This window comes from Brevibacterium sp. Lmc1, assembly GCF_057654315.1.
Genome location: NZ_CM172803.1, coordinates 1,465,170 through 1,489,779, shown reverse-complemented (window position 1 = coordinate 1,489,779; position 24,610 = coordinate 1,465,170). Strand labels below are relative to the sequence as shown.

Genomic DNA, 24,610 nt, shown 5'->3' with positions numbered 1-24,610 from the left:
CTGCCTCAAGTCAGGCCTTGGCAGGCTCCTTCTTCGGAGCCGGCTTCGAGTTGGCGGCCTCGACGAAGTTCTTGCGCGGAACATCGAGGTCTGCCAGCGGCATGGCGTCGCGGCCGAGGACGGCGCTGACGAACCAGTTGCCGAAGACCCTGACCTTGCGGTCCATGGTCGGGATCGCGTAGCCGTGGTAGGCGCGGTGCATGAGCCAGGCGAGGAGTCCGCGGGCTTCGAAGTCACCCATCTGCGAAACACCCTTGTACAGGCCCAGGCCTGCGACCGTACCGATGGTCTTGTGGAAGTACTGCTTGAACTCGGTCTCTCCGCGCAGTGCGGCGAGCACGTTGGCAGCCAGCACCGGAGCCTGACGCACAGCATGCTGAGCGTTGGGCACGCAGAAGCCTGCCACTCCGCCGCCGGACAGGTCGGGAACCGCGGCGTTGTCGCCGGCAGCCCAAGCGCCCTCGACGACACCGTCATCGCCCTCGACCCGCAGGTCGGCGCGTACGGTGACGTTGCCGCGTTCGTTGATCGGCAGGTCGGAGTCGATGAGCATCGGGTTGGCCTTGACACCGGCGGACCACACAATAGTGTCGGCGTCGAACTCTTCGCCGTTCGAAAGCTTGACGTGCTTGTCGGTGCAGTCCTGGAGGAAGGTCTCGAGGTAGACGTCGATTCCGCGTTCGCGCATGTGCTCGACGACCCAACGGGCCTGAGCTTCGCCGACCTCGGGCATGACGCGGCCGAGGGCCTCGACGAGGACGAAGCGGACATCGGCTTCGGTCAGCGTCTCGTACTGGGCGATGGCCGAGCGGACCATGTCCTCGAGTTCGGTCAGCAGCTCGATGCCGGCGAATCCGCCGCCGACGAAGACGAAGGTCAGAGCCTTGCGACGCTCCTCGTCGTCCTCCATGAGTGCGGCGTCGGCGAGGCGGGAGAGGAGGTGGTCGCGCAGGGCGACGGCTTCCTCGATGCGCTTGAGCGCGATCGCATTCTCCTTCAGGCCCGGGATCGGCAGCGCACGGGCAACCGAACCGGAGGCGAGGATGATGTGGTCGTAGTCGAGTTCGAACGCTTCATCGTTCTCGGGTTCGATGGTGGCGAACTTCTCGGCGTGGTTGATCGAGGTGACCTTCGCGGTGATGACCTCGGCACCCGGCAGGTTGCGGCGCAGCGGCACCACAGCGTGACGAGGCTCGATCGACCCGGCTGCCACCTCGGGGAGGAACGGCAGGTAGGTCATGTACGGGTTGGGATCGACCACGGTGACGGTGGCTTCGCCCCGACCGAGGTTCTTCAGCAGATTCTGAGCGGCGAGCAGGCCGACCGAGCCGCCACCGACAACGAGGATTCGTGGACGCAGTTTTGAGTTTCTGATGAGTGCCATAATCCCATGCTAGACCCTTGTGAAAACTTTCACTAATTGTTTGTCCCACGGACTCGAACGCCCCAGATCAGAGCAGTTTCTGCACCTGGCCTCAGTGGCGACGGCGGGCGAAGGAGACGATCGAGATGATCATGAGGACCACGGCGATCAGGGCTCCGGCCCCGAGGACGGCGAAGCCGAGTGTCGGTGTCGACTGCGTGGCGACGATATCGGTCGGAGCGAGAGCCTTCGGGCTCTCGGTCTCATCCGGTGCGGCGGTTTCGGTCTCTTCTGACTTCGCATCCCCGCGACGATGCATCTTCACCCAATCCGCCAGCTCATCCTCGGCGGAGGAGACGTTCTTGGGCGCTTTCGCCTTGATGGCGCTCTGCGGGTCGACGCGCCCCCAGCCGACGATCGGGTCGGGCTTGCCCTTCTTGCTCACGCCCTTGTGACCGTCCACCGGTTTGGCACTCGACTGCAGTATGGCTCGCACCTCATCGGCGCTGAGGTCGGGGTTCTCGGAGCGGATGAGCGCTGCCACACCGGACACGACGGGTGAGGCGAACGAGCAGCCTTGGCCTTCGGCGTAGCCGCCGCTGTAGTACGGAATGGGAATGTCCTTGGCCGGACCCATGAGGTCGACGGCGGTGCCGGGTGCGGTGGAGTCGTCGAGGACCTTCCCGTTCTGGTCGAGTCCGCCCACCCCGATGACGCCCGGAACCGTCGACGGCGACCATGCCTGGGTCGCTCCCTGTGAGGCGTTGCCGACGCAGGCGACGACGAGCACGTCCTTCTTGTAGGCGTAGGCGAAGGATTCGTCCCAGCTCTCCGGCCAGCCCGGATCGTCCCATCCCAAGGACATGTTGATGACCTTCGCACCGGAGTCGACAGCCCATCGGATGGCTTCATCGGCCTGTTCTCGAGTCGATCCGGATTCCTTGGGGCGGTCGGGACCCAGCCACATCGATGCCGACAGGATCTCGGCGTCCGGGGCGACGCCGGTCGGCCCGGCACCGACTCCTCGGCCGGCGATGACTCCGGCCACGGCGGTGCCGTGGTGGATCGTGGTCTTCCCTCCCAGCGGGGTCTTTCCGTCCTTGCCCAGTCCGCTGAAGTCCTTGGACTTCTTCACGACGCCCTTGAGGTCTTCGTGGTCGGAGTTGACGCCGGAGTCGATCACTGCGACTTTGACGCCCTTGCCCGTGGATTTCTTCCAGACCTTGTCGATTCCGTAGTCTTTGATGAACCACTGGCCGGGTCCGGCCTTCGGCGCGGCCATGACGGGTTGGGTGGTACCGACGACGAGTCCGAGGACGACGGTCGTGACGGCGAGGAGTCGCGCGGCGGCTCTCACGAGCTCGTCAGCGCGAGGTCGAGCGCGGTCCCGTCGAGGATGTCGGTTTCGGAGATCCGAATATCCAGCGATCCTCCGGCGGCCGCCACGGCTTGGTCGAAGCGGGCGACGATCCTGGCGAAGAGCAGCGATCCGGCGCCGATGACGTCGACGCGTCCGGGATGCATATACGGCAGGTCCGTGCGTGCCTGGCGGTCCATGGCCAGAAGCTTTCGGGATTCGTCAGCGACGTCGGCGACGCTGATATGTGCTCCGTGGATGCGCTCTCGCTGGTAGCTTTCGAGTCCGAGGATGCCTGCGGTGATGGTGGTGACGGTGCCGGCGACTCCGATGAAAGTGCGCGGGGCCGCGAAGTCGACGATCTGCGCGGCCTGGTCGAGCTGGCCGTCTATATCGGCCAGAGCTGCCTGGATCTGGTCCTGGCTGGGAGTTTCGACCGGCATGTGCCGTTCGGTCAGACGCACCGACCCGATGTCCATGCTCACGGCCGCCTGGACATCGTCTCGGCCGAGGACGAGTTCGGTCGAGCCGCCGCCGAGGTCCATGACGACATAGGGTCCGTCAGCATCCGTGAGGCCGACAGTGGCGCCGAGGAAGGACAGCCGGGCCTCCTCTTCACCGGCGATGACGTCGGGGACGACGCCGAGGATCGAGAAGATCCCGGCGAAGAACTCATCGCGATTCTTCACGTCGCGGCTGGCCGAGGTCGCGACGAATCTCAGCTTCTCCGGCCGGTACTCGGCGGCCACCTCGGCGAATTCCTTCGCCACGGCGAAGGTGCGCTCGAGCGCCTCAGGTGCGAACTCGCCGGTGGCGTCGACACCTTGGCCGAGACGGACGATCCGGGTTTCGCGACGCAGGTCGGTGAGGGTGCCGTCGGCGGCGACATCGGCGATGAGCAGGCGCAGGGAGTTCGTCCCGCAGTCGAAGGCAGCAACACGCATGGCAGGTCCTAGTCGGTGGATTCGGTGGTGGCAGCGGTCTCGGCCAGCGGAGGCACATCGTTCATGAACGACAGTGCGCGGTCGCCGATGGGGTTGATGCCGAGCCCGGCGGACAGCGAGTGGCCGACGAGGGCGTGGAGGCATTTGACCCGGTTCGGCATTCCGCCTGCGGAGTAATCCTTGATCTCTTCAACTTCCGCCAGGCCCGCTGCGGAGCCGATCTCAGAGCGGACGTCGAGGTAGGCCCGGTGTGCGGCGGCGTAGGCGGCAGCGAGCTCTTCGTCTTCGCCGATCTCCGTAGTCCATTCGGCCATGATTCCCGAGGCTTCCAGCCGCGAGCATTCGGCCACGTAGGCAGGATGGGTGAGGTAGAAGGTCGTCGGGAACGGCGTGCCGTCCTCGAGGCGCGGAGCGGTGGCGACGACGAGGGGTTCACCGGATGCGCTGCGGGCGGCGATGCCGACGACGCCTCGGGGAATGCGCCCGAGTTGGTCTTGGAGGACAGCGAAATCCGCCTCGGTGCACTCTGTGATCATCAGCTCTTCTCCACGGTGTTGCCGGTCTCCTGAATGGACTCCAGCAACTCAAGGTACCAGGCCTGCTTGCGAACCGGCCGTTCGGGCTCGGATTCCTCGTCGACGGCCTCTTGATTCGTGACGATGACCGCGTTCTTGCCCTTTTCCACGTAGTACTGGTCTTCGCGGGCCTTGCGCTTGATGTAGGCGGGGTCTCTGAGGTTCTCGTTCTTCTCTTCGAGGCTCTTGACCTCGGCTTTCGTCGTCTCGATCTCGTTATTCAGGGCCGCGATCTGCTGGGCCTGTTTGAGTGCGGAGTTCAGGGGCGAGAGGAACGCGAGGAGGACGGCTGCGACGACGAGGAGGAAGATTCCCGTGCGCACCGACATGCGGCGGCCACGCGCCTCGGCGTCCGTGCCGGCATCGGCTTCGATGACCGGTTTCGGGCGTCGACGAGGGGTGGCTTTGCCAGGAGCCGATTTCGGGGCACTTCGTCTGGGCTTGCTCGGGACCATGCTTCTTTCCTCTGCGACTGGGGATCGGGGAAGAGTGTCGCAACATCTCCAAGTGTGCCGTGTCCGCATTCCCTGCGCGAGGATTTCGAGCTCGTGGCGTGTTCGATTCTCACGTATCCTCCGTCACGTCCGGTCCCGCCCACTCCTCCCCCGCGAGCATCTCTCACCTCAGCCCGTGCCCGCCCCAGGAGCCATCTCAGCCTCGCCTCCCGCAGGCATCTCACACCACTACTGCTTCCCCCTCCCCGCAGCCCCAACTCCTACACCCACGACGGCACCCCTCACTCTTGGCAGCAAACCACCTCGCTCCTGCGGTGCGTTATGCGCCTCGGGGTGACGGATGTCCGAAGATCGCCGCCGTCGATCACCTGACCTGCGACCAGTCATCTTGCGAGAGCTCCGCCCGATCAATGCCCTATCCACAGAGTTATCCACAGACAAGAGAGCGCTCATTACTGTTTGGTTGCGTTTATTGCATTTTAGATGCATGTATAAACTATTGAGCACCGATGACATCCTTCGGCTCGGATTCAACCATGGCGACATCAGGCGCGCCCGCAGATGTTGCCTCCGACGGCTGTCGCGGGGCACATATCTCGTCCGCCACGTCTGCGAACTGGACTTCCATCGCCCGCTCTGGGCGAGCATCGCCGAACAGGTCCACCAGGTCTTCATCGAGCACGGAGTCATCCGCGACGATATCAACGATCTCAACGCCTCGGTGATGGCTCACTTCGCACAACGTGCCGATCGGAGAACCGACGACGCGAAGTCGAACCCACCGGCGGAGATCTTCTCGCACATCTCTGCGGCACTAATCCACAATCTGCCCATCTCCCACCCTGTCACCCACCAGGTCGAGGTCGTCCGGCGGGGCACCAACCGCAAATTCAAGACTATCCACGTCCGCGGCAGCATCATCCCGCAGAACCACCGCGCAACGATCAACGGCGCCGAGGTGACCACACTCGAACGCACACTCATCGACGTCGCCCGCAGCTACAACCTCGACGTCTCTGTGCCGATGATCGATGATGCGCTGCACCGAAAGCTGACCACCAGGGAGAAGATCCTCACGAAACTCGCTCAATGCTTGGAGAAGCGCAATTCCGCGAAAGTGCGACTGGCCATCGATCTGGCTGATTCTCGCCGCGAATCCCCCGCCGAGGCTGTCGCCGCGGTGCGATTCTACGAACACGGGATCACGGGGATGGAACCGCAGGTCACGTTTCACGCCGAATCATTGAGGCGCGATATCCGCGTCGACTTCTGTCACCGCCGGGCTCGTCTCATCATCGAGATCGACGGCATCGGCAAGCTCTATCTCGGTTCAGGTGTCCCCCGCGAGGAGCTCGAACAGGAACGCCGCCGCGAGCAGTGGCTGCGCGACCAAGGTTGGCAGGTGATTCGGATCAGTTGGAAGGAGCTGTTCGAGGAGGCGAAATTCTATGACATCCTCCGGTTCATCCGCCGTGCGCAGAACGCCACCGCCTGGTCCCCACCGCGGGCATCTGTGCCGCAGATGCATCGCGGACCGCAGCGCACCGCCGCGGACCGCCGCACCAGGCGGCACATCGCTGCATAGGGCGAGGCATCCCGCACCGCGGCTGTCGTTCACCCCTATTTCGTCGAGCACACCGTCTCCCATGGTGCGATTGGCAGAGTTTCATCCCGCACCGTTGCCGGCAACTCCTACAGGTGCTCGACCGTCCCTCACCCATAGAGACTCGTCAGAGTGGTGCAACGGTGCAAATTACGAGGAACGCGAGGGATAGTCGCCGGTGGGCGGATATGAGACCACCGGTGACAAATGGTGACGCAGTGAACCGGGCCCGGCAACGGAGAATCGTCGCGACGAGGAGACTTCGCGGTGAGAAATGCGGCCCCGGATGGAGGAAGGCCCGAAGGCGGGAAGACTCGAGACGAGAAGCCTCGGATGAGGGAGGTCCGAAGCTGGAAACCCCGAGGCGGGGCCGGGCGATCATTGTGATCGTCCGGCCCCGCCTCGGGGAGTTCAGAGCCCTGCTCGCCTCAGGCTTCGAAGCGCGGGAAGGCGCTGCGGCCCGCGTAGCGTGCGGCATCTCCGAGCTGCTCTTCGATGCGCAGCAGCTGGTTGTACTTCGCGACGCGCTCCGATCGTGCCGGGGCGCCGGCCTTGATCTGACCGGCGTTGGTCGCCACGGCCAAGTCGGCGATGGTCGTGTCCTCGGTTTCGCCGGAACGGTGCGAGATCATCGTGGTGTAGCCGTTCGTCTGCGCCAGAGACACAGCGTCGAGGGTCTCGGTCAGGGTACCGATCTGGTTGACCTTGACCAGCAGCGAGTTCGCCGTGGCGTTGTCGATACCGCGCTGCAGGCGCTCGGGGTTGGTCACGAACAGGTCGTCGCCGACGAGCTGCACCTTCGAGCCGATCGTCTCGGTCAGGGTCGCCCAGCCGTCCCAGTCGTTCTCATCGAGGGGGTCCTCGATCGACACGAGCGGGTACTTCGCCAGCAGCTCTTCGTAGTAGGCGGCCATCTCCTCGGCGGTCTTCTTGCTGCCTTCGAACTCGTAGGCACCGTCGGCGTAGAACTCCGAGGACGCCACGTCGAGGGCGACGGCGATATCGCGTCCGGGACGGTGCCCGGCGATGTCGATGGCCTCGATGATGAGGTCGAGCGCCGCGGCGTTCGAGTCGAGGTTCGGAGCGAATCCGCCCTCATCGCCGAGTCCGGTCGAGAGTCCGCGTTCCTTGAGCACTCCCTTGAGCGCGTGGTAGACCTCGACGCTCCACTGCAGCGCTTCGTGGAAGCTGGCGGCGCCGATCGGGGCGATCATGAATTCCTGGATGTCGACGTTCGAGTCGGCATGGGATCCGCCGTTGAGGATGTTCATCATCGGCACGGGCATGACGTGCGCATTCGGTCCGCCGAGGTAGCGGTAGAGGGGCAGATCCGCCGAGACCGCTGCCGCGCGGGCCACGGCCAGCGAGGTGCCGAGCATCGCGTTCGCGCCGATGCGGGACTTGTTGTCGGTGCCGTCGAGTTCGATGAGCGCCTGGTCGACGAGACGCTGGTCGTCGCTTTCGAGTCCGACGATGACTTCGTGGATCTCGTCGACGACAGCGTCGACGGCCTGGGTGACGCCCTTGCCCAGGTAGCGCTCGGGATCTCCGTCGCGCAGCTCCACGGCTTCGAATTCTCCGGTGGAGGCACCGGAGGGAACGCCGGCACGACCGACGGACTCATCGGCCAACAGCACTTCCACCTCGACGGTGGGATTTCCCCGGGAATCCAGGATTTCACGGGCGTTTGCGGCAACGATCTCGGCCACTGAGTACTCCTTAGCGTTTGGTTTCACATGGGGAACATGTGCCTGGAGGACAGCTTAATGCACCGCGCGCGCAGGCTCACCCTCGGTCCGGGCCCCGGTTGGGCTCGGATTCGAGCAGGCATTGCCGCAGTCGCCCGGGCGTGGCCGGGTCCATCCCGTGCGCGAGCAGGTAGGCTTCGACTCCCCCCGGCTGTCCCCCGTCCTTCGCCGAGGCGGTCCCGTGCTCGGCCTCGATCCGATCGAGGACCTCGTGCATGAGTTCGGGAGGAGCAGCGGTGGCGGTCTGGGCGAGATTGCCGGAGATCCCGGCATCGGAGAAGTTCCTGGTGATCGCCTCGAGGAAACCCCCGGACAGGTGGGTGGAGGTGATCGCGTATTCGTCGACGATCTCCTGCCGTCCCACACCGAGGAGGTCGAGCAGGAATGCCCCGATCACACCGGTGCGATCCTTTCCGGCAGAGCAGTGGAACACCACACCATCAGCGCAGTGTTCGGCGATCAGGTCGACGGCGGCGGCCAGCCGGTGACCGAAGTGCGTGATCATGAGTTCGTAGATGCGGCCGAGGCTCCGGTCGCTGAGATCCATTCCTGTCGCCTCGGCGGCGGCTTTCATCTCTTCCCTGCTCAATGGTCGGCTGGGGAAGAAGTGGTCGTCGAAGACGGGCAGCTCGATATGTCGGATGTCGAGGCCGTCGAGCGCATCCGGCAGTTTCGCCCTCTCGCCGATATCGCGCAGATCGATGACGGTGCCGATGCCGAGTTCGCCGATATCGGCGCGCGCCCGATCGCTCAGCTGCGCCAGACCGTCGGCGCGGAACACCTTCCCGGATCGCACTCGGCTCTCCCCCGCCTCGGCGGCGGGCCCTCCGAGGTCACGGAAGTTGAACGTGCCTTCGATCTCGAGCCTCTCCAGACTCATCGACTTCCGTCCTCTCCTCGCGCTGCGGCCTTCTCTTCCGCTTTGATCCGGCGGTACTCGCGTTCGACGTCTTCCAACGATGCCATCTCATCTCCGGGATCGTCGGTGAAAGCCAGGGGGTGACGACGGATGAGCTTGGCCTCGAGACCATCGATGATGGCGCCGAGGCTGTGACCGTAGTCTCGCCCGCTGCTTTCATCGAGCAGGGCGGAGTGGAAGAGCACTTGGTAGAACACGTCGCCGAGCTCGTCGACGACGGCCGCCCGATTCTCCGCAGTGGGTTCTGTCGCGAAGTCTTCAAGAGCGACGATGAGTTCATTCGTCTCTTCCCGTGCGTACTTCTCGAGGCTCTGATGATCTTGTCGGCTCGACCAGGGGCACCGTCGTCGCAGAGTCGCCATGGCTTCGATCACCGCTTGGAGTCCCGGTTCGTCACGTTCACCCACGAAATATCCTCCTGCCGGCACGAAAGACCCCCACCGCAGAAGCGGTGAGGGCCGATTCGTCGGTCACTTCGAGAATTTGTCCTTGACCGAGGCACCGAGGTCCTTGACCGACTCGCCGACGTCCTTGGCCTTGGCCTTGAGCTGATCGGTGGCACCTTCGGCCTTGAGCTGGTCGTCACCGGTCACATCACCGACGGTCTCCTTGGCACGGCCGCCGAGGTCTTCGGCCTTGTTCTCGAACTTGTCGTCAACACCCATGGGGATTCTCCTTAGTAGACAGCTGCGTGATTTGCACTTGCTGCGGATGTCTCCGCGTTTCGCACTCTACGCCACCGCCCTGGCTCGTGGGCCGAACAGCTGTGAACAGTCGGAGAGTTCTCAACCGTCCTTCGCAGCTCCGGCCTCCGTGACTTCCGCGGCATCCGACTCGACGACAGGCAGGATGGCGTCGAGGAACTGGTGCGCCCACCGCAGGATGTCCGAATCGGTCATCTCCTTGGAATCGAATCCGGTGCCCGCCATCGGCTTCGGGACGAGGATCGAACGCAGCGCCGGTTTGAGCAGAGACTTCGGGTACAGACGCTTGAGCCTGACCACCTGGGAGTCGGAGAGTTCGACGGGTCCGAAGCGGATGAAGTTGCCCTGCATGACGATGTCGTTGACCCCGGAAGCGCGGGCGCGGATGCGCAGCCTGGCGACATCGGCAAGGACACCGACGGGTTCCGGGTAGGGGCCGTAGCGGTCGATGAGCTCGTCGAGGACTTCCTGCAGCTGTGCTTCGTCGGTCGCCGCGGCCAACTTTCGGTAGGCCTCGAGACGCAGTCGTTCGTGATCGACATAGTCGGCCGGCAGGTGGGCATCGACGGGCAGTTCGATGCGCATGTCCGCCTCGGGTTCGGTCTCCTCGCCGCGGAACTTCGCCACGGCCTCTCCGACGAGTCGGACGTAGAGGTCGAAGCCGACGCCTTCGATATGGCCGGACTGCTGGCCGCCGAGCAGATTGCCGGCCCCGCGGATCTCGAGGTCTTTCATCGCCACCTGCATTCCGGCACCCAGTTCGGTGTGCGCGGCCAGAGTCGTCAGACGATCGTGTGCGGTCTCGGTCAGCTGAGTGTCCGGCGGGTAGAGGAAGTAGGCGTAGGCGCGTTCACGTCCACGTCCCACGCGTCCGCGCAGCTGATGCAGCTGGGAGAGCCCGTACTTGTCGGCGTTGTCGATGATCAGCGTGTTCGCATTCGCGATGTCGATTCCTGTTTCGACGATCGTCGTGCACACGAGCACATCGTATTTCTTCTCCCAGAAGTCGACGATGACCTGTTCGAGTCGGGTCTCATTCATCTTGCCGTGGGCGATGGCGATTCGCGCCTCTGGCACCATTTCGGCGATGTGTCCGGCGACTGCTTCGATATCGCGGACCCTGTTGTGGATGTAGAAGACCTGTCCTTCGCGCATGAGCTCGCGTCGGATCGCAGCCTTGATCTGCTTGTCTTCGCGTTTGCCGACATAGGTCAGCACCGGGTGCCGCTCTTCCGGAGGTGTGGCCAGGGTCGACATCTCGCGGATGCCGGTCACCGCCATCTCCAGGGTGCGCGGGATCGGGGTCGCCGACATGGCGAGGACGTCGACGTTCGTCCGCAGCGCCTTGAGAGTCTCCTTGTGTTCGACGCCGAAACGCTGCTCCTCGTCGATGATGACGAGTCCGAGTTCTTTGAACCGCACCTCGCCGCTGAGCAGTCGGTGGGTGCCGATGACGAGGTCGAGCTTGCCGGCGGCGAGATCCTCCTTGACCTTCTCCGATTCCTGTTTGGTCTGGAACCGGGAGAGGGCGCCGATGGTGACGGGGAATCCCGAGTAGCGTTCGGCGAAGGTCTCATAGTGCTGTTGGACGAGCAGAGTGGTCGGCACGAGCACGGCGACCTGCTTGCCTTCCTGGATCGCCTTGAACGCGGCACGAACCGCGATCTCCGTCTTCCCATAGCCCACATCGCCGCAGATCAGACGGTCCATCGGCACGGTCTTCTCCATGTCCGATTTGACCTCGTCGATGGTGGTCAGCTGATCGGCCGTCTCGACATAGTGGAAGGCGTCTTCGAGTTCACGCTGCCAGGGAGTGTCCGGCCCGTAGGCGTGGCCGACGGTGGCCTGGCGGGCCGAATACAGTCGGATGAGCTCCCCGGCGATCTCCTTGACGGCCTTGCGGGCTCTCGCCTTCGTCGACTGCCAGTCGGCGCCGCCCATCTTGTTGAGGTTCGGGCTCTCCCCGCCGACATAGCGGGTGACCTGGTCGAGAGCATCGCTGGGAACGTAGAGGCGGTCACCGGGCTGTCCGCGTTTGGCGGGCGCGTATTCGATGATGAGGTATTCGCGGGTGTGCTTGTTCGCACCTCGCCCTGTGGTCCGCTGGGTCATTTCGACGAATCGTCCGACGCCGTGCTGGTCGTGGACGACGTAGTCGCCGGGAGCCAGGTTGAGCGGGTCGACCTGGTTGCGTCGACGACGGGTGGGCAGCTTGCGCATATCCCGCGTCGAGGTGGCCGCAGCCCGACCGAGCACATCCGCCTCGGTGAGCACGGCGAGTTTGAGATCGTCGAAGACGAAGCCGCCGAAGGACGCGGCCGTCGTCACGGTCACCAGGGCTTCGGGCAGATCGGTCGGGTCGTCGACGAAGGAGGCGGGCACTCCGGCTTCGGAGAACACCTCGACCATGCGTCGGCCCGGGCCCTGGCCTTCGGTGAGCACGAGGATGCGCCACTTGTCGTGGATGAGTGCCTTGACGTCGGCGAGGATCGCCTCGACGTCTCCGGCATAGCCCTTCGGGATGCGGGCAGGGACGGAGAAGATGTTCTCCTCGGGACCGGCGAGCTCCTCGTCGGTGGCGAATCCGCCGATCTCCCACCAGGCCAGGCCGATGAGGCGAGCGCCTTCGGCCATCTCGGCCACGGTGCGGAAGCTGGCGGCAGACAGGTCGATCGGGGTCTCTCCCCCGCTGGCTGCTCCGGTCCAGGCGGCCTCGAGGAATTCGTTCGTCGTCTCCACGAGGTCCGTGGCACGGGCGTCGACGCGTTCGGGTTCGGTGATGATGATCTTCGATCCGGCCGGCAGCAGAGCGATCATCGGCTCCATTCCGTCGGCGAGGACGGCGGAGAGCGATTCCATCCCTTCGACGGCGACTCCGCCGGCGATCTTGTCGAGCATATCTGCGGCGCTGGGCACATCCTCGGCGAGTTCCGCGGCCCGCTTCCGCACCGAATCGGTCAGGAGCAGCTCCCGGCACGGCGGTGCCGACAGTCGCAGGGGTTCGTCACCGTCGTCGGTGGGGATGGAGCGTTGGTCGCTGACGGAGAATTCGCGGATCTCGTCGACCTCATCGCCGAAGAACTCCACACGCAGCGCTCGCTCCGAGGTGGCCGGGAAGATATCGACGATTCCGCCGCGCACAGCGAATTCGCCGCGTCTGGAGACCATGTCGACTCGGGAGTAGGCGAGTTCGGTGAGCCGTTCGGCGAGGTCATCGATCTCGTATTCGTCGCCGACGGCGAGCTCGACCGGTTCGATGTCGCCGAGCCCCTTGGCCAGGGGCTGGAGGAAGGCGCGCACGGGCGCGATGATGAAGGTCAGTTCCCGGCCGGGAGTGGGGTGGGCGAGGCGGCGCAGCACCTCGAGGCGCTGGCCGACGGTGTCCGACCGCGGCGACAGCTTCTCGTGCGGCAGGGTCTCCCAGCTGGGGAAGATCGCGATCGACGCCGACGGCACCCAGTCGGCCAGCGCCTGGGCGAGGTCTTCTGCCTCACGTGTCGTGGCGGTGACGATGAGCTGAGGCCCCGAGGCGGCCCCGTCGGTGGTGACGGTGCGGCGCAGGATCGACGGCCACAGTCCCTTGATCGCATCGATCGTGCCACCGTCGGTGTTGGCGTCGTTGAAGGCCGCGACGAGTTCGGTGATGGTGGGATTCCGGCGGGTGAGATCGAGTCCGTTGAGCACCCGAACAGTCTAGGCCACGCGGCTGACACGACCCATTCGGCGCCCTCTCGACAAAGCCCGAGGACCACGGGAGTCGAAAACGTGTGAGGATGAGCATATGGCCATGAAGAGAACCGTCCTTGCAGGTTTGGCTGCGGCGACGCTCCTGCTCGCAGGGTGCACGGCCGATGCCGATGACGACATCGCCGTCGCCGAACGGTGGGACTTCCATTCCCGCCCCGAACTCGCCCCGCCGAAGGTCGATATCGACGCCGGGGCCTTCCCCGACGACAACGGAGACCTGGAGACCTTCCTCGCCCCGAAGGGACAGACGCAGACCGATGACACGTCCTGGGTGGGCGGGCTCATCCTCGACTCCGCCGGTGACCCGGTGTGGATCAGAGACGACTCCGAGGCGCTGTGGGATCTGCGCGTCCAGGAATATCAGGGGAAGCCGGTGCTCACCTGGTGGGAGGGACTGGCCGAGACTCCGCACACCGCCGGCGAGGTTGTCGTCCTCGACGACTCGTATCAGGAGATCGCCCGTGTCGGCATGGGCGGCGAGCTTCCCAAGGACACGTCCGACCTGCACGAGACGACGATCACCGCCGATGACACAATGTTCCTCATCTCCTACGTGAAGACGCAGACGGATCTCAGCTCAGTCGGCGGAGCCGAGGACGGCTGGGCCTGGGAGGGCATCGTCCAGGAGGTCGACATCGCAAGCGGTGATCCCCTGTTCGAATGGCGCTCCCTCGACGCCGTGCCCATCGATCAGACCGAGACGGAGCTCAAGGAAGGCGAGGGCACGAAGGACGAGCCCTTCGACTACATCCACCTCAACTCCGTGTCCGAGGACGATGACGGCAGGGCTCTCCTCGTCTCGGCGCGCAATACCCACGCTGTCTACCAGCTCGACCGGAAGAGTGGCGATCTCAACTGGGTCCTCGGCGGCAAGGCCTCGGACTTCGAGATGGGCGAGAGCGCACAGTTCGCCTGGCAGCACGATGCCCAGCGCCGCTCCGATGGGACGCTGACCCTGTTCGACAACCACGCCGCGCCTCGGCTCGGCGACACCCGCGGTCTGCGCCTCGACGTCGATGAGAAGAGGAAGCGCGCCGAGGTGGTCACGGAGTATCCCGCCCCCGACGACCGTTCGTCGGGCAGTCAGGGCAACTTCCAGGAGCTGCCGGGCGGCAACGTCGTCCTCGGCTGGGGTTCGGAGCCCTACATCTCCGAGTTCTCCAAGGACGGAAAGCTGCTCGCCGACCTCACCTTCACCGGCGGATCGAACTACCGCGCCTACCGCTTCGACTGGCATGCCCAGCCGACTGCTCCCCCGACGGCCACGAAGTCACAGCCGCAGTCCGACATCACTCGGGTGCACATGAGCTGGAACGGTGCCACCGAGGTGGCTTCGTGGAGGGTGCTCAGCGGTGACGACGAGGAGCACCTCGTCGAGAACACCGAGGTCGAGCGCAGCGGTTTCGAGACGGCGGCGGACATCACCCCGAACGGTTCGACGATCATCGTCGAAGCTCTCGACGCGGACGGCAAGTCCCTCGGGTCGACCAGAGCGGAGCCTCAGAACAGATAGTTTCGGGAGTTGGACCGGTCGTGAATATTTCGAGGCGATAACGGGCCTAACGGAACGATCACGATTGCCCGGAAGGCCCGGATGTTCGGGGTTCTCCAATCTTCATCACCCACAATTGGAACATGACCGACCACTCCCCCCGTTTCTCCGCCGAGGAATCCCGACTCCTCTTCGGCCCTGACTCCACCGACTCCGGATCTCCCCACTCCGGCCGTTCCGCGAATCCCCCGGTTGCGCACCTGAACACCACCGTCGACCGGCCGCATCTGCTTTCCCGGTTCGCTCCGGTGCTGATCGTCCTGGCCGTCATGTGGGTCATCGAGATCGTCGATGCGATCCTCCCCGTCGACCTCGACGTCTTCAGTCTGGAGTCATGGAATCCGCTCTCGCTCTACGGCCTGGTCACCTCGCCGCTGCTGCATTCGGGATTCGGCCATCTGCTGGCCAATACTTTCCCGTTCCTCGTCCTCGGCATCGTCATCGCCTTCGAAGGCAAGCGTCGTTTCTGGACGGTCACGGGCATCACCGCGCTGAGCTCCGGGCTCGGTGCGTGGCTGACCACGCTGCCCGGCCAGCACATCGTCGGGGCGTCCGGCATCGTCTTCGGATTCTTCGGCTACCTCGCGCTGCGCACCTGGTTCACCGATGACCTGCTGCGCAAGATCATCTACTTCACCATCGGCCTGTTCATCTTCGTCACCTACGGCGCATCGATGATCTTCGGCATGCTGCCGCAGACGAACGACATCTCCTGGCAGGGCCACCTGTTCGGATTCGCCGGCGGCATCTTCGCCGCATGGTGGCTGCACCGTCGCCCGGAGAAGCAGAAGACGGCCTGAGTCCCGGGCAGCGCCCGCTGCTTGGTCAGCACCCGAGGTGCGATCAGCGAGAGTGGAACTTCTGCTGCATGTCGGTGAGCCCGCTGACGATGACCTCTTCGACGGCATCGGCGAGGTCGGAGACGAACATCGGCAGGATCGTGCGCTCGTCCTTCGAGAACGGGCGCAGCACATAATCGGCGGTGTCCTGTCTCCCCGGAGGGCGTCCGACTCCCGCTCGCACCCGCAGATAGTCCTTCGTCCCCAGCACCGAGGTCATCGAACGCAGACCGTTGTGCCCGCCCTCTCCCCCGCCGAGCTTGGCTTTGATGGCATCGAAGGGGATGTCCACATCGTCATGGACGGCGATGATCCGGTCGGTGGCGATTCCGTAGAAGTCAGCCAGCGCGCGCACCGGTCCGCCGGATTCGTTCATATATCCCGTCGAGGTGGCCAACACCACCCGCGGACCGGGCAGTCCCGGGACGCTGCCGCCGGGCAGCCGCCCGGTGCCGACGTTCGCACGCAGCTTCGTCCGCGTCAGCGTGGTTCCGATGCGGGAGGCGAGTTCGGCGATGACCATCTGTCCGATGTTGTGCCGTGTCGCTTCGTACTTGGGGCCGGGATTGCCCAGTCCGAAGACCAACCATGCTTCGTTCGACATTGCCGTCCTTGTCCGTCCTGTCCGCGCCCGCTGACCGAGTGGTGGGGCTTCTGCTCGCCGCGGGGCGAGAGGTGCGCCGGGTTCGCTCTTGAGAAACGCATTCGGTGGGCCGCCCAACAGGCGGCCCACCGAACAGCGTAGTCAGTCAGTGCTCCTCACGGCACGTTGAGTGCCGGGAGGAGAGAAGATCACTCCTCTTCGGAGGTCTCTTCCTCACCGGACTCCTCAGCGGCCTCTTCCTCGGTCGACTCTTCAGCAGTCTCTTCCTCGGCGTCGGACTCGGTGTCCATCTCGATCTCTTCGGAGACGTTGACGATGAGCTGCTCTTCGTCGGCGATGAGCTCGACGCCTGCAGGCAGTTCGACCTGACCGGCCAGAACGTGCTCGCCGGCGGGACGGCCTTCGATGGAGACCTCGATGAGCTCGGGCAGCTTGGTCGCATCGGCCTTGACGGCGATGGTCGACTCTTCCTGCGAGACCATGGTGCCGGGGGCGGCTTCACCGATGACGTGGACGGGCACGTCGACCTCGATCTTCTCGCCGCGCTTGACGATGATGAGGTCGAGGTGCTCGATATCACGACGGACGGGCTCGATCTGGACGTCGCGCGCAATGGCGAGGACGTTCTTCGATCCGTCGGTGCTTTCGATCTCGAGCAGCGCGTTGGCGTGCTTGAGAGCCAGCATGGTGGCGTGGCCCTCGAGGGACACGTGCACGGGGTCTCCGCCGTGGCCGTAGATGACAGCGGGGATGCGTCCTGCGCGGCGGATGCGGCGCGCTGCGCCCTTGCCGAACTCGTTGCGAGCTTCGGCCAGAAGTTTGAAGTCAGCCATTTTCTCTCCTTCGTGGTGAACTTACCTTCGAGCACCACGGCGAAACAGCCTGAGCACCCACGCGAATCACGAACCCGATGGGTTCGTTTCGTGGGGCAGGACCGCGTCGATCACGGAGACATCAGTCTCCCTCGCCGAGGCAACCCGACTAGTCTACGGCACCGTCCGTTTCGGCACCAATCCGAGAGGTCACGGCTGCAGCGCACGCATCGATTCCGGTTTCGGTGAGGAGGATGTCGTAATGGTTCGTCCCCTGCACATCGACGATGTCCATCTGCGGCCATTGCCGAGCGAAGTCGTTGGTCGTCTCCGGCGGGTACAGGCCCGGTTCGGCGGCGACGAGGTCGCGCTCGGCGAAGAGGAAGACCACTTCGGACTGGGTTCCGTCACTGCCCATGATCGTCTCCAGGGCATCACGGTAGGCGGAGCCGGTGTACATGTCGGCCGAATCGGCCTGCATCGCCTCCACCGACGTCGACGGTTGGAACGAATGGTCGTCCTTGGCCGCCAGATCGTAGACGAAGCTCTCGGTCGCCACGGTGTCGAGGCCGTCGACGAAAGCGGGGTGAGCGGCGAAGAACGCCAAGTACTCCTCGACGCTGCCGAAGGTCATCGACAGCCGCTCGGCGGCCGGGCCGAGGACGGCGGCGATGAGATCATCGGTGTCGAGGTCCTCATCGTTGAGGTCGTCGACGGGGCCGTCTCCGTGGGGCTGCCCCACTGGCAGGGGAAGTCCCCCGTCGATGAGGACGGGGCCACGGAAACGGCGGGCCGCCTCGGCGCCGGTGTCGACGTTCGGCTCAGCCGACATTCCGGCCAGGGTCATGGCGACGAAACCGCCCATGGAATGACCAACCAGGGTGACCGGCCCCTCCGGGGCGAAGGCATCGAGCACGGCGGTGACATCCTCGGCGTGGGCGGCCATCCCGAACGGGCCGGGCAGGGTGCGCGAGTCGGCTCGTCCGCGCAGGTCGGGCCCGATGATGCGGACGCCGGGCAGTGCGGAGACGAGGCCCGCGAAGAACAGGTGGTTGGAGGTGATGCCGTGGATGACGCACACGGTGGGCACGCGCCCGGGGCCGCTCGCCACCGGCTCCCACACTCCCACGGACAGCTGCCCGCCGGGGACGTCCACGCGGTACCGGTTGTAATCGTGTGAGGACATCGTCCCTGATCCCTTCGCCGAAGTCTTGCCTCCAGTGTAGGACCTCACGGCAGTCCAGACGATGCGAACCCCGAGCCGCATCGACTCGGGGTTCGCATCAGATCCGGCGCGATTGCGCGGATCACGGGGCCTCAGCCTTCGGGATCAGACCTCGAAGAGACTCGTGACCGATCCGTCTTCGAAGACCTCGTGCACGGCACGAGCGATGAGCGGGGCGATCGAGAGCACGGTGAGCTTGTCGAAGATCTTGTCTTCGCTCAGCGGCAGAGTGTTCGTGACGATGACCTCTTCGGCCACGGAGTTCGACAGGCGTTCGACGGCCGGGCCGGAGAACACGGCGTGGGTGGACACGACGATGACGCCCTTCGCGCCGGCGGCCATGCAGGCATCGGCGGCCTGCACGATGGTGCCGCCGGTGTCGATCATGTCGTCGACGAGCACGCAGGTGCGGCCCTCGACCTCACCGACGACGCGGTTGGCCTTGGTCTCGTTCGGTCGGGTGATGTCGCGGGTCTTGTGGATGAAGGCCAGCGGCACTCCGCCCAGCGAGTTCGACCAGTTCTCCGCGACCTTGATGCGGCCGGCGTCGGGCGAAACCACGGCTAGGTCGCCGGGGTACTTGTCCTTGACGTAGCCGGCGAGGATCGGCATCGCGATGAGGTGGTCGACGGGACCGTCGAAGTAGCCCTGGATCTGCGCGGTGTGCAGGTCCACGGTGATGATGCGGTCGGCACCGGCGGTCTTGTACAGATCGGCGACGAGGCGAGCGGAGATGGGCTCGCGTCCGCGGTGTTTCTTGTCCTGCCTGGCGTACGGGAAGAACGGTGCGATGACGGTGATGCGCTTGGCCGATGCACGCTTGAGGGCGTCGACCATGATCAGCTGCTCCATCAGCCATTCGTTGATGGGAGCGCAGTGGGACTGGAGGACGAAGACGTCGCTGCCGCGCACTGACTCGGAGTAGCGGACGTAGATCTCGCCGTTCGCGAAGTTGTAGATGTCGGTGGGGAGGAGTTCGGTCCCCAGATTCTCCGCGACTTGCTCGGCGAGTTCGGGATTTGCCCGACCGCTCACCAGGACGAGCTTCTTATCGCCCGCCGTCGTTATCTCATTCACTGATCCGTTCCCCTTCGGATGCGTTTTCGGCCGCCTGCGCTGCAGGCGTGCCCGGACGGTTTGTCTGAACCCAGCCCTCCAGGTTGCGCTGTGGGGCCACCGAGATGGCCAGCGCTCCTGCAGGGACATCCTTGCGCACCGTCGTGCTCGCACCCGAATAGGCGCCGTCGCCCACGGTGACAGGGGCGACATACATATTGTCCGAGCCCATGCGTGCATGCTTGCCGATGACGGTGCGGTGCTTGTTGACGCCGTCGTAGTTGACGAACACCGAGGCGGCTCCGATGTTCGAGCCCTCCCCGATCTCCGCATCGCCGACGTAGGAGAGGTGGGGTACCTTCGCACCCTTGCCGATATCGGCGTTCTTCGTCTCCACGAAGGTGCCGATCTTTCCGGACTCGCCGAGCTTGGTGCCCGGACGCAGGTAGGCGAACGGTCCGACGTTGGCTTCCGGGCCGACGACGGCGAGTTCACCGTGGGTGCGCACGACCTTGGCGTTCTCCCCCACCTCGGTGTCCTTGAGGGTGGTGTCGGGGCCGACGACGGCGCCGGCGCCGATGTCGGTGGCGCCCAGCAGCTGGGTGCCGGGCAGGATCGTCGCATCGGCGGCGATGGACACGTCGACGTCGATCCACGTGGTGTCGGGGTCGATGATGGAGACACCGGCACGCATGAACTTCTCGCACTGCCGGCGGTTGAGCTCCTTGCCGAGGTTCGCCAGCTGCACGCGATCATTGGCTCCCTCGACCTGCCACAGGTCGTCGGTGGCCGTGGCGGCGACGGGGCGGCCCGCCTCACGGGAATGTCCGATGACGTCGGTGAGGTACTTCTCACCCTGCGCGTTGTCGGTCGTCAGCGAGGCCAGGCCCTCCTTGAGCGCCGCGGCGTCGAAGGCGTAGATGCCGGAGTTGATCTCACGGATGGCCCGTTCTTCGTCGCCGGCGTCCTTCTGCTCGACGATGCGCAGCAGGGATCCGTTCGCGTCGCGGACGATGCGGCCGTACCCGGTCGGGTCGTTCACCTCGGCGGACAAGACGGTCACGGCGTTGGCGTTGGATTCGTGGATCTCGACGAGGCCGTTGATGGTCTCCGTCGTCAGCAGCGGCACATCGCCGTAGGTGACGACGACGGTTCCGCTGAGGTCCTCGGGCAACTGGGTGAGCGCACATTCGGTGGCGCGGCCGGTGCCCGGAACCTCATCCTGATCGGCGATGAGCAGGGTTCTCTGGGAGGACACGGGAAGGGAGTCGAGGTGGGCGACGAGCTGATCGCGCTCATGGCGGACGACGACGATGAGGTGCTCGGGAGAGGTTCCGGCCGCCGCGGCGACGGAGTGATGGAGCAGGGAGCGTCCGCCGATGGGATGCATCACCTTGGGAAGAGCCGACTTCATTCGAGTGCCTTGGCCCGCTGCCAGAACGATGACGGCGGTCGGATGAGTCTGCGACATAGTTGAATCCTTCGCATGTCGGGTTGGGCCAGCTCCGCCCATAGGATTCGAACCTATACTGCACGGCTCCAAAGGCCGGCGTGCTGCCATTACACCAGGGCGGAACAGCGTGCACCAGTAGAGGGGCCCGCGCTCACGAGACACCATCATGCCACTACGATTAACTGTATGGAAATTCTACGCGAGATTCTTCTGACCCTGCATCTGCTGGGTATGGCCATCATCGTCGGCGGCTATTTCACCGTCATCCGCTCCCCCAAAGTGATGCCCGGAATGCTCCACGGCGCCTATCTGCAGCTGGTCACCGGCCTGCTGCTCATGGGGCTGGCCGAGATGGGCGATGGCGACGTCAACCATATGAAGCTCGGCATCAAACTGGTCGTGGCGATCCTCGTCACTGTCTTCGCGTTCATCGGCAACAAGAAGCAGAAGGCCTTCGCCGCCTCTGCGCCTGCAGAGGGCGGGGCAGGCGTGAAGGTGGCGAACCCGTCGGCGACCATGGCACACCTGGTGGTGGCCTTCGCGGTCATCAACGTCATCGTGGCCGTCTTCATCCACTGACCTTCCCCAATTACTACCTGACGGCGGCTCAGCAACCTCGCGCGAGGTTGCTGAGCCGCCGTCAGGTAGTTCTGAGGGGTGTGAGCTCGTGTCCGAGGCTGACGGTATCGTTGGGGGCGACATGACTGCTGCAGCTGAACACACCGACCATGCCGCCGGCGCCGACTCCCGAGCGGCCGAACTCCTCACCGGACTCAACCCCAGGCAGCGCGAGGCCGTAATCCATACGGGATCCCCGCTGCTCATCGTCGCCGGAGCCGGATCGGGCAAGACGACCGTGCTCACCCGACGCATCGCCTACGCCTTGGCCACCGGTCGCGCCCACCCCGGCGAAGTCCTGGCGATCACGTTCACGAACAAGGCCGCGAAAGAGATGGCCGAACGCGTGTCCTCGATCGTCGGCCCTGCCTCCCGCGCCATGTGGGTCTCGACCTTCCACTCCTCGTGTGTGCGCATTCTCCGCCGCGAGGCGAAGGTGCTGGGCATGAAGTCGAATTTCACGATCTACGACGCCCAGGACGCCCAGCGACTCGTCGCCCAGATCCTCAAGGAGCTCGGCCTCGACACGAAGAAGTACGCCCCGCGGGCCATCCTGCACCGAATCTCGAACCTCAAGAACGACCTGCAGACCCCCGACGACTTCATCCCGCGGCCCAACAATCCCGCCGACGAGGTGCTCGCCGACGTCTTCAAGCGCTACACCTCCCGTCTGCGCCTGGCCAATGCCTTCGACTTCGACGACCTCATCGCAGAGACCGTCCACCTCTTCGGCGCCTTCCCCGAGGTGGCCGATTCCTACCGTCGCCGGTTCCGCCATATCCTCGTCGACGAGTACCAGGACACGAACCCAGCACAGTACGCCCTGATCAAAGCCCTGGCCGGTGACGGCGCAGGAGGGCCGACGGGTGCCGAACTCACCGTCGTCGGCGACGCCGACCAGTCGATCTATGCCTTCCGCGGCGCCACGGTGCGCAACATCGTCGAGTTCGAGAAGGACTTCCCGAACGCGGACACCATTCTGTTGGAACAGAACTATCGGTCGACGCAGAACATCCTCGACGCCGCCAATGCCGTGATCGCGAACAACGACGACCGCCGCGAGAAGAAGCTGTGGACCTCGGAGGGTTCCGGCGAGCAGATCGTCGGCTGGGTGGCCGAGAACGAACAAGGTGAAGCCCGGTTCATCGTCGACCGCATCGATGACCTCATCGACGAGGAGAAGTACACCTATGGTGACTTCGCCGTGTTCTACCGCACGAACGCTCAGTCGCGCGCCATCGAAGATGCGCTGGTCCGGTCCGGAATCCCGTACAAGGTCGTCGGCGGCACCCGCTTCTACGAGCGCAAGGAGATCAAGGACGCCCTCGCCTACCTGCGCGTCGTCGCCAACCCCGATGACGACGTCAATCTGCGCCGCATCCTCAATGTGCCCAAACGCTCCATCGGCGACCGCACCGAGGGCATCATCGCCGACTTCGCCGACCGGGAGAACATCAGCTTCTTCACCGCCCTGGGCCGCCTCGACGAGATCCCTCACCTGAGTTCGCGCGCCCTGACCTCGGTGCAGAAGTTCTACGACCTCATGCAGGACCTGCGCTCCACCGCCGAATCCTCCCCGCTCTCCCGGGTCATCGAGGCGATCCTCGAACAGTCCGGGTACCTCGAATCGCTGCAGAAGAGCACCGATCCGCAGGACGAGTCCCGTGTCGACAACCTCGCCGAACTCGTCGCCGTGGCCGAGGATTTCGTCGCCACTCGGGAGGCTGCCGCAGTTGCGGAACCGGACACCCCGGATGACACCGACACAGACGACGGCACCGACACCGAGGCGACCGCCGCCCCGGAGCCCAGAGGCACAGAGACCGAAACCGCCGCCGAGGCGGTCGACCCCGACGTCGATGACGTCGGTTCCGCAGGCGCCTCCGCTGCGCCGGGCGTCGGCGCGGCGGCCATCGATCAGTTCCTCGAGCAGGTGGCTCTGGCCTCGGACACTGATCAGATCCCCGATGCCGAACTCGGTCAGGTCACACTGATGACTCTGCACACGGCTAAGGGACTCGAGTTCCCGGTGGTCTTCCTCACCGGGCTCGAAGACGGAGGATTCCCGCATTCGCGTTCCTTCGAGAATCCGCAGGAGCTGTCGGAGGAGCGGCGTCTGGCGTATGTCGGGCTCACGCGTGCACGGCAGCGTCTGCTCGTCACTCGCGCCGAGACCCGGAGCATGTGGGGTCAGCCTCAATACAATCCGCCGAGCCGGTTCCTGTCCGAGATCCCGGAGAACCTCATCAATTGGGAGAACACGGGCAGCTTCTCCGGCGGGTTCGCTTCGGGCGGCTTCGGTTCCGGAGGTTTCGGCTCCGGCGGCTATTCGTCCGGATACTCGGGAGGATCACGCGGCTTCGGGTCATCACGGTCGTCCGGTGGCGGCTCCCGCTCACGCTCGAGTGCGAGTTCGTCGACACCGGTTGCCGGATTCCCCAATCGGATCCGACCCAATCGTGAGGTCATCTCCGTCGAGGTCGGCGAGAAGGTCTCGCACGAGTCCTTCGGGCTCGGCACCGTCACCGAAGTCAACGGTGTCGGAGACAAGACCGTGGCCGTCGTCGACTTCGGTTCGGCCGGATCGAAGCGGCTGCTGCTGCGCTACGCCCCGATCGAAAAACTCAGCTGAGGCAATGGTGCACGTGGATGCACGGCCAAGCCGTGCATCCACTGCACTGAGCCGTTCGCTCGCGCAGCGAAGCCACTCGTGCCCCGATAGTTGGTATCGACTGACGCTAGCCAGAACACAAGAAAGCGCCGAGGAGAATCACATTCTCCTCGGCCCTCATCCATGCCGGACGCGGCTATGGATTAAAGATCATTCGTTGCCGAGCTTGTCATCGGCTCCGTCGCGACCCTGATTGATCTGGTCTTCGAACTTTCCACCGGTGACATTGTTGGCTGCGTCCGAGGCCTTGTCCAGGCCCTGGTCGCTGATCTCTTCACCCTTATCGCTATTCAAGGCGTCCTTGGCTTTGTTAGTAAGATCGTCGAGTCCCATGCTGTCTCCTTTCATCGGAAAAGGTTCGAAGC

21 protein-coding genes and 1 tRNA gene are annotated in these 24,610 nt (G+C 64.7%); 5 read left to right on the top strand and 17 right to left on the bottom strand.

Annotated features, from left to right (window positions below; genetic code table 11):
- Positions 1-10 precede the first annotated feature (10 nt).
- From AC239G_RS06545 to AC239G_RS06525, 5 genes are all read right to left on the bottom strand, one after another.
- The gene (locus AC239G_RS06545) at positions 11-1,384 is read right to left on the bottom strand and encodes an NAD(P)/FAD-dependent oxidoreductase (protein ID WP_139469659.1); all 1,374 of its coding nucleotides are present in this window, start codon (positions 1,382-1,384) and stop codon (positions 11-13) included.
- A 91-nt stretch (positions 1,385-1,475) separates the two neighbouring features.
- Positions 1,476-2,720, bottom strand: coding sequence for a S8 family peptidase (locus AC239G_RS06540; protein ID WP_229663870.1), 1,245 nt, complete (start codon positions 2,718-2,720; stop codon positions 1,476-1,478).
- Positions 2,717-3,664 (bottom strand): Ppx/GppA phosphatase family protein, encoded by a 948-nt coding sequence (locus AC239G_RS06535; protein ID WP_181270301.1) that lies wholly within the window; start codon positions 3,662-3,664, stop codon positions 2,717-2,719. Before AC239G_RS06535 ends, AC239G_RS06540 begins: the two co-directional genes overlap by 4 nt.
- Before the next feature lie 8 nt (positions 3,665-3,672).
- Complete coding sequence (locus AC239G_RS06530; RefSeq protein WP_139469661.1) at positions 3,673-4,200, bottom strand: DUF501 domain-containing protein; 528 nt, start codon at positions 4,198-4,200, stop codon at positions 3,673-3,675.
- Entirely contained in the window at positions 4,200-4,694 is a 495-nt protein-coding gene (locus AC239G_RS06525; RefSeq protein WP_172168647.1) for an FtsB family cell division protein, read from the bottom strand. Before AC239G_RS06525 ends, AC239G_RS06530 begins: the two co-directional genes overlap by 1 nt.
- A gap of 487 nt (positions 4,695-5,181) precedes the next feature.
- Between AC239G_RS06525 and AC239G_RS06520 the strand changes: the two genes are divergently transcribed.
- Entirely contained in the window at positions 5,182-6,279 is a 1,098-nt protein-coding gene (locus AC239G_RS06520; RefSeq protein WP_181270299.1) for a DUF559 domain-containing protein, read from the top strand.
- Positions 6,280-6,725: 446 nt separating this feature from the next.
- Here the strand turns inward: AC239G_RS06520 and eno are convergent, their stop codons facing one another.
- From eno to mfd, 5 genes are all read right to left on the bottom strand, one after another.
- Entirely contained in the window at positions 6,726-8,006 is a 1,281-nt protein-coding gene (eno, locus tag AC239G_RS06515; protein ID WP_139907336.1) for a phosphopyruvate hydratase, read from the bottom strand.
- 76 nt (positions 8,007-8,082) lie between these two features.
- On the bottom strand, positions 8,083-8,925 hold the full coding sequence (locus tag AC239G_RS06510; protein ID WP_446655832.1) for a tyrosine-protein phosphatase: 843 nt from the start codon (positions 8,923-8,925) through the stop codon (positions 8,083-8,085).
- On the bottom strand, positions 8,922-9,371 hold the full coding sequence (locus tag AC239G_RS06505; protein WP_229663869.1) for a MazG nucleotide pyrophosphohydrolase domain-containing protein: 450 nt from the start codon (positions 9,369-9,371) through the stop codon (positions 8,922-8,924). The genes AC239G_RS06510 and AC239G_RS06505 overlap by 4 nt, the downstream gene beginning before the upstream one ends.
- A gap of 63 nt (positions 9,372-9,434) precedes the next feature.
- Positions 9,435-9,629: a CsbD family protein gene (locus AC239G_RS06500; protein WP_139469666.1), complete on the bottom strand. Its 195-nt coding sequence runs from the start codon at positions 9,627-9,629 to the stop codon at positions 9,435-9,437.
- A gap of 120 nt (positions 9,630-9,749) precedes the next feature.
- On the bottom strand, positions 9,750-13,352 hold the full coding sequence (mfd, locus tag AC239G_RS06495) for a transcription-repair coupling factor (RefSeq protein WP_446655833.1): 3,603 nt from the start codon (positions 13,350-13,352) through the stop codon (positions 9,750-9,752).
- 97 nt (positions 13,353-13,449) lie between these two features.
- Between mfd and AC239G_RS06490 the strand changes: the two genes are divergently transcribed.
- Together AC239G_RS06490 and AC239G_RS06485 are read left to right on the top strand one after the other, a co-directional pair.
- Positions 13,450-14,928 (top strand): arylsulfotransferase family protein, encoded by a 1,479-nt coding sequence (locus AC239G_RS06490; protein WP_139469668.1) that lies wholly within the window; start codon positions 13,450-13,452, stop codon positions 14,926-14,928.
- Positions 14,929-15,050: 122 nt separating this feature from the next.
- The gene (locus tag AC239G_RS06485) at positions 15,051-15,767 is read left to right on the top strand and encodes a rhomboid family intramembrane serine protease (protein WP_139469669.1); all 717 of its coding nucleotides are present in this window, start codon (positions 15,051-15,053) and stop codon (positions 15,765-15,767) included.
- A gap of 43 nt (positions 15,768-15,810) precedes the next feature.
- On the opposite strand, the gene pth is transcribed toward AC239G_RS06485, so the two are convergent.
- From pth to AC239G_RS06455, 6 genes are all read right to left on the bottom strand, one after another.
- On the bottom strand, positions 15,811-16,410 hold the full coding sequence (pth, locus tag AC239G_RS06480) for an aminoacyl-tRNA hydrolase (RefSeq protein ID WP_139469670.1): 600 nt from the start codon (positions 16,408-16,410) through the stop codon (positions 15,811-15,813).
- A 188-nt stretch (positions 16,411-16,598) separates the two neighbouring features.
- Positions 16,599-17,243: a 50S ribosomal protein L25/general stress protein Ctc gene (locus tag AC239G_RS06475; protein WP_139469671.1), complete on the bottom strand. Its 645-nt coding sequence runs from the start codon at positions 17,241-17,243 to the stop codon at positions 16,599-16,601.
- A 148-nt stretch (positions 17,244-17,391) separates the two neighbouring features.
- A complete protein-coding gene (locus AC239G_RS06470; protein ID WP_446655835.1) occupies positions 17,392-18,408 on the bottom strand; it encodes an alpha/beta fold hydrolase in 1,017 nt (338 codons plus the stop codon).
- 144 nt (positions 18,409-18,552) lie between these two features.
- Positions 18,553-19,524 carry a ribose-phosphate diphosphokinase gene (locus tag AC239G_RS06465; protein ID WP_025777652.1) on the bottom strand — a complete coding sequence of 324 codons (972 nt, stop codon included), beginning with the start codon at positions 19,522-19,524 and terminating at the stop codon, positions 18,553-18,555.
- Positions 19,517-20,974 (bottom strand): bifunctional UDP-N-acetylglucosamine diphosphorylase/glucosamine-1-phosphate N-acetyltransferase GlmU, encoded by a 1,458-nt coding sequence (gene glmU / locus AC239G_RS06460; RefSeq protein WP_139469674.1) that lies wholly within the window; start codon positions 20,972-20,974, stop codon positions 19,517-19,519. Before glmU ends, AC239G_RS06465 begins: the two co-directional genes overlap by 8 nt.
- Positions 20,975-21,006: 32 nt before the next feature.
- Positions 21,007-21,078, bottom strand: a tRNA-Gln gene (locus AC239G_RS06455).
- Positions 21,079-21,142: 64 nt separating this feature from the next.
- Between AC239G_RS06455 and AC239G_RS06450 the strand changes: the two genes are divergently transcribed.
- Together AC239G_RS06450 and AC239G_RS06445 are read left to right on the top strand one after the other, a co-directional pair.
- Positions 21,143-21,535, top strand: coding sequence for a hypothetical protein (locus tag AC239G_RS06450; RefSeq protein ID WP_139469675.1), 393 nt, complete (start codon positions 21,143-21,145; stop codon positions 21,533-21,535).
- 121 nt (positions 21,536-21,656) lie between these two features.
- Positions 21,657-24,206: a UvrD-helicase domain-containing protein gene (locus AC239G_RS06445; protein WP_139469676.1), complete on the top strand. Its 2,550-nt coding sequence runs from the start codon at positions 21,657-21,659 to the stop codon at positions 24,204-24,206.
- A 189-nt stretch (positions 24,207-24,395) separates the two neighbouring features.
- Here AC239G_RS06445 and AC239G_RS06440 read toward each other — a convergent pair whose 3' ends face one another.
- A complete protein-coding gene (locus AC239G_RS06440) occupies positions 24,396-24,578 on the bottom strand; it encodes an antitoxin (protein ID WP_139469677.1) in 183 nt (60 codons plus the stop codon).
- Positions 24,579-24,610: the final 32 nt, after the last annotated feature.

Coding starts and splice junctions, on each gene's coding strand:
- AC239G_RS06545 (WP_139469659.1), bottom strand. CDS start 1,384: ATGGCACTCATCAGAAACTCAAAACTGCGTCCACGAATCCTCGTTGTC.
- AC239G_RS06535 (WP_181270301.1), bottom strand. CDS start 3,664: ATGCGTGTTGCTGCCTTCGACTGCGGGACGAACTCCCTGCGCCTGCTC.
- AC239G_RS06530 (WP_139469661.1), bottom strand. CDS start 4,200: ATGATCACAGAGTGCACCGAGGCGGATTTCGCTGTCCTCCAAGACCAA.
- AC239G_RS06525 (WP_172168647.1), bottom strand. CDS start 4,694: ATGGTCCCGAGCAAGCCCAGACGAAGTGCCCCGAAATCGGCTCCTGGC.
- AC239G_RS06520 (WP_181270299.1), top strand. CDS start 5,182: ATGTATAAACTATTGAGCACCGATGACATCCTTCGGCTCGGATTCAAC.
- AC239G_RS06510 (WP_446655832.1), bottom strand. CDS start 8,925: ATGAGTCTGGAGAGGCTCGAGATCGAAGGCACGTTCAACTTCCGTGAC.
- AC239G_RS06500 (WP_139469666.1), bottom strand. CDS start 9,629: ATGGGTGTTGACGACAAGTTCGAGAACAAGGCCGAAGACCTCGGCGGC.
- AC239G_RS06490 (WP_139469668.1), top strand. CDS start 13,450: ATGGCCATGAAGAGAACCGTCCTTGCAGGTTTGGCTGCGGCGACGCTC.
- AC239G_RS06485 (WP_139469669.1), top strand. CDS start 15,051: ATGACCGACCACTCCCCCCGTTTCTCCGCCGAGGAATCCCGACTCCTC.
- pth (WP_139469670.1), bottom strand. CDS start 16,410: ATGTCGAACGAAGCATGGTTGGTCTTCGGACTGGGCAATCCCGGCCCC.
- AC239G_RS06475 (WP_139469671.1), bottom strand. CDS start 17,243: ATGGCTGACTTCAAACTTCTGGCCGAAGCTCGCAACGAGTTCGGCAAG.
- AC239G_RS06470 (WP_446655835.1), bottom strand. CDS start 18,408: ATGTCCTCACACGATTACAACCGGTACCGCGTGGACGTCCCCGGCGGG.
- glmU (WP_139469674.1), bottom strand. CDS start 20,974: ATGTCGCAGACTCATCCGACCGCCGTCATCGTTCTGGCAGCGGGCCAA.
- AC239G_RS06450 (WP_139469675.1), top strand. CDS start 21,143: ATGGAAATTCTACGCGAGATTCTTCTGACCCTGCATCTGCTGGGTATG.
- AC239G_RS06445 (WP_139469676.1), top strand. CDS start 21,657: ATGACTGCTGCAGCTGAACACACCGACCATGCCGCCGGCGCCGACTCC.
- AC239G_RS06440 (WP_139469677.1), bottom strand. CDS start 24,578: ATGGGACTCGACGATCTTACTAACAAAGCCAAGGACGCCTTGAATAGC.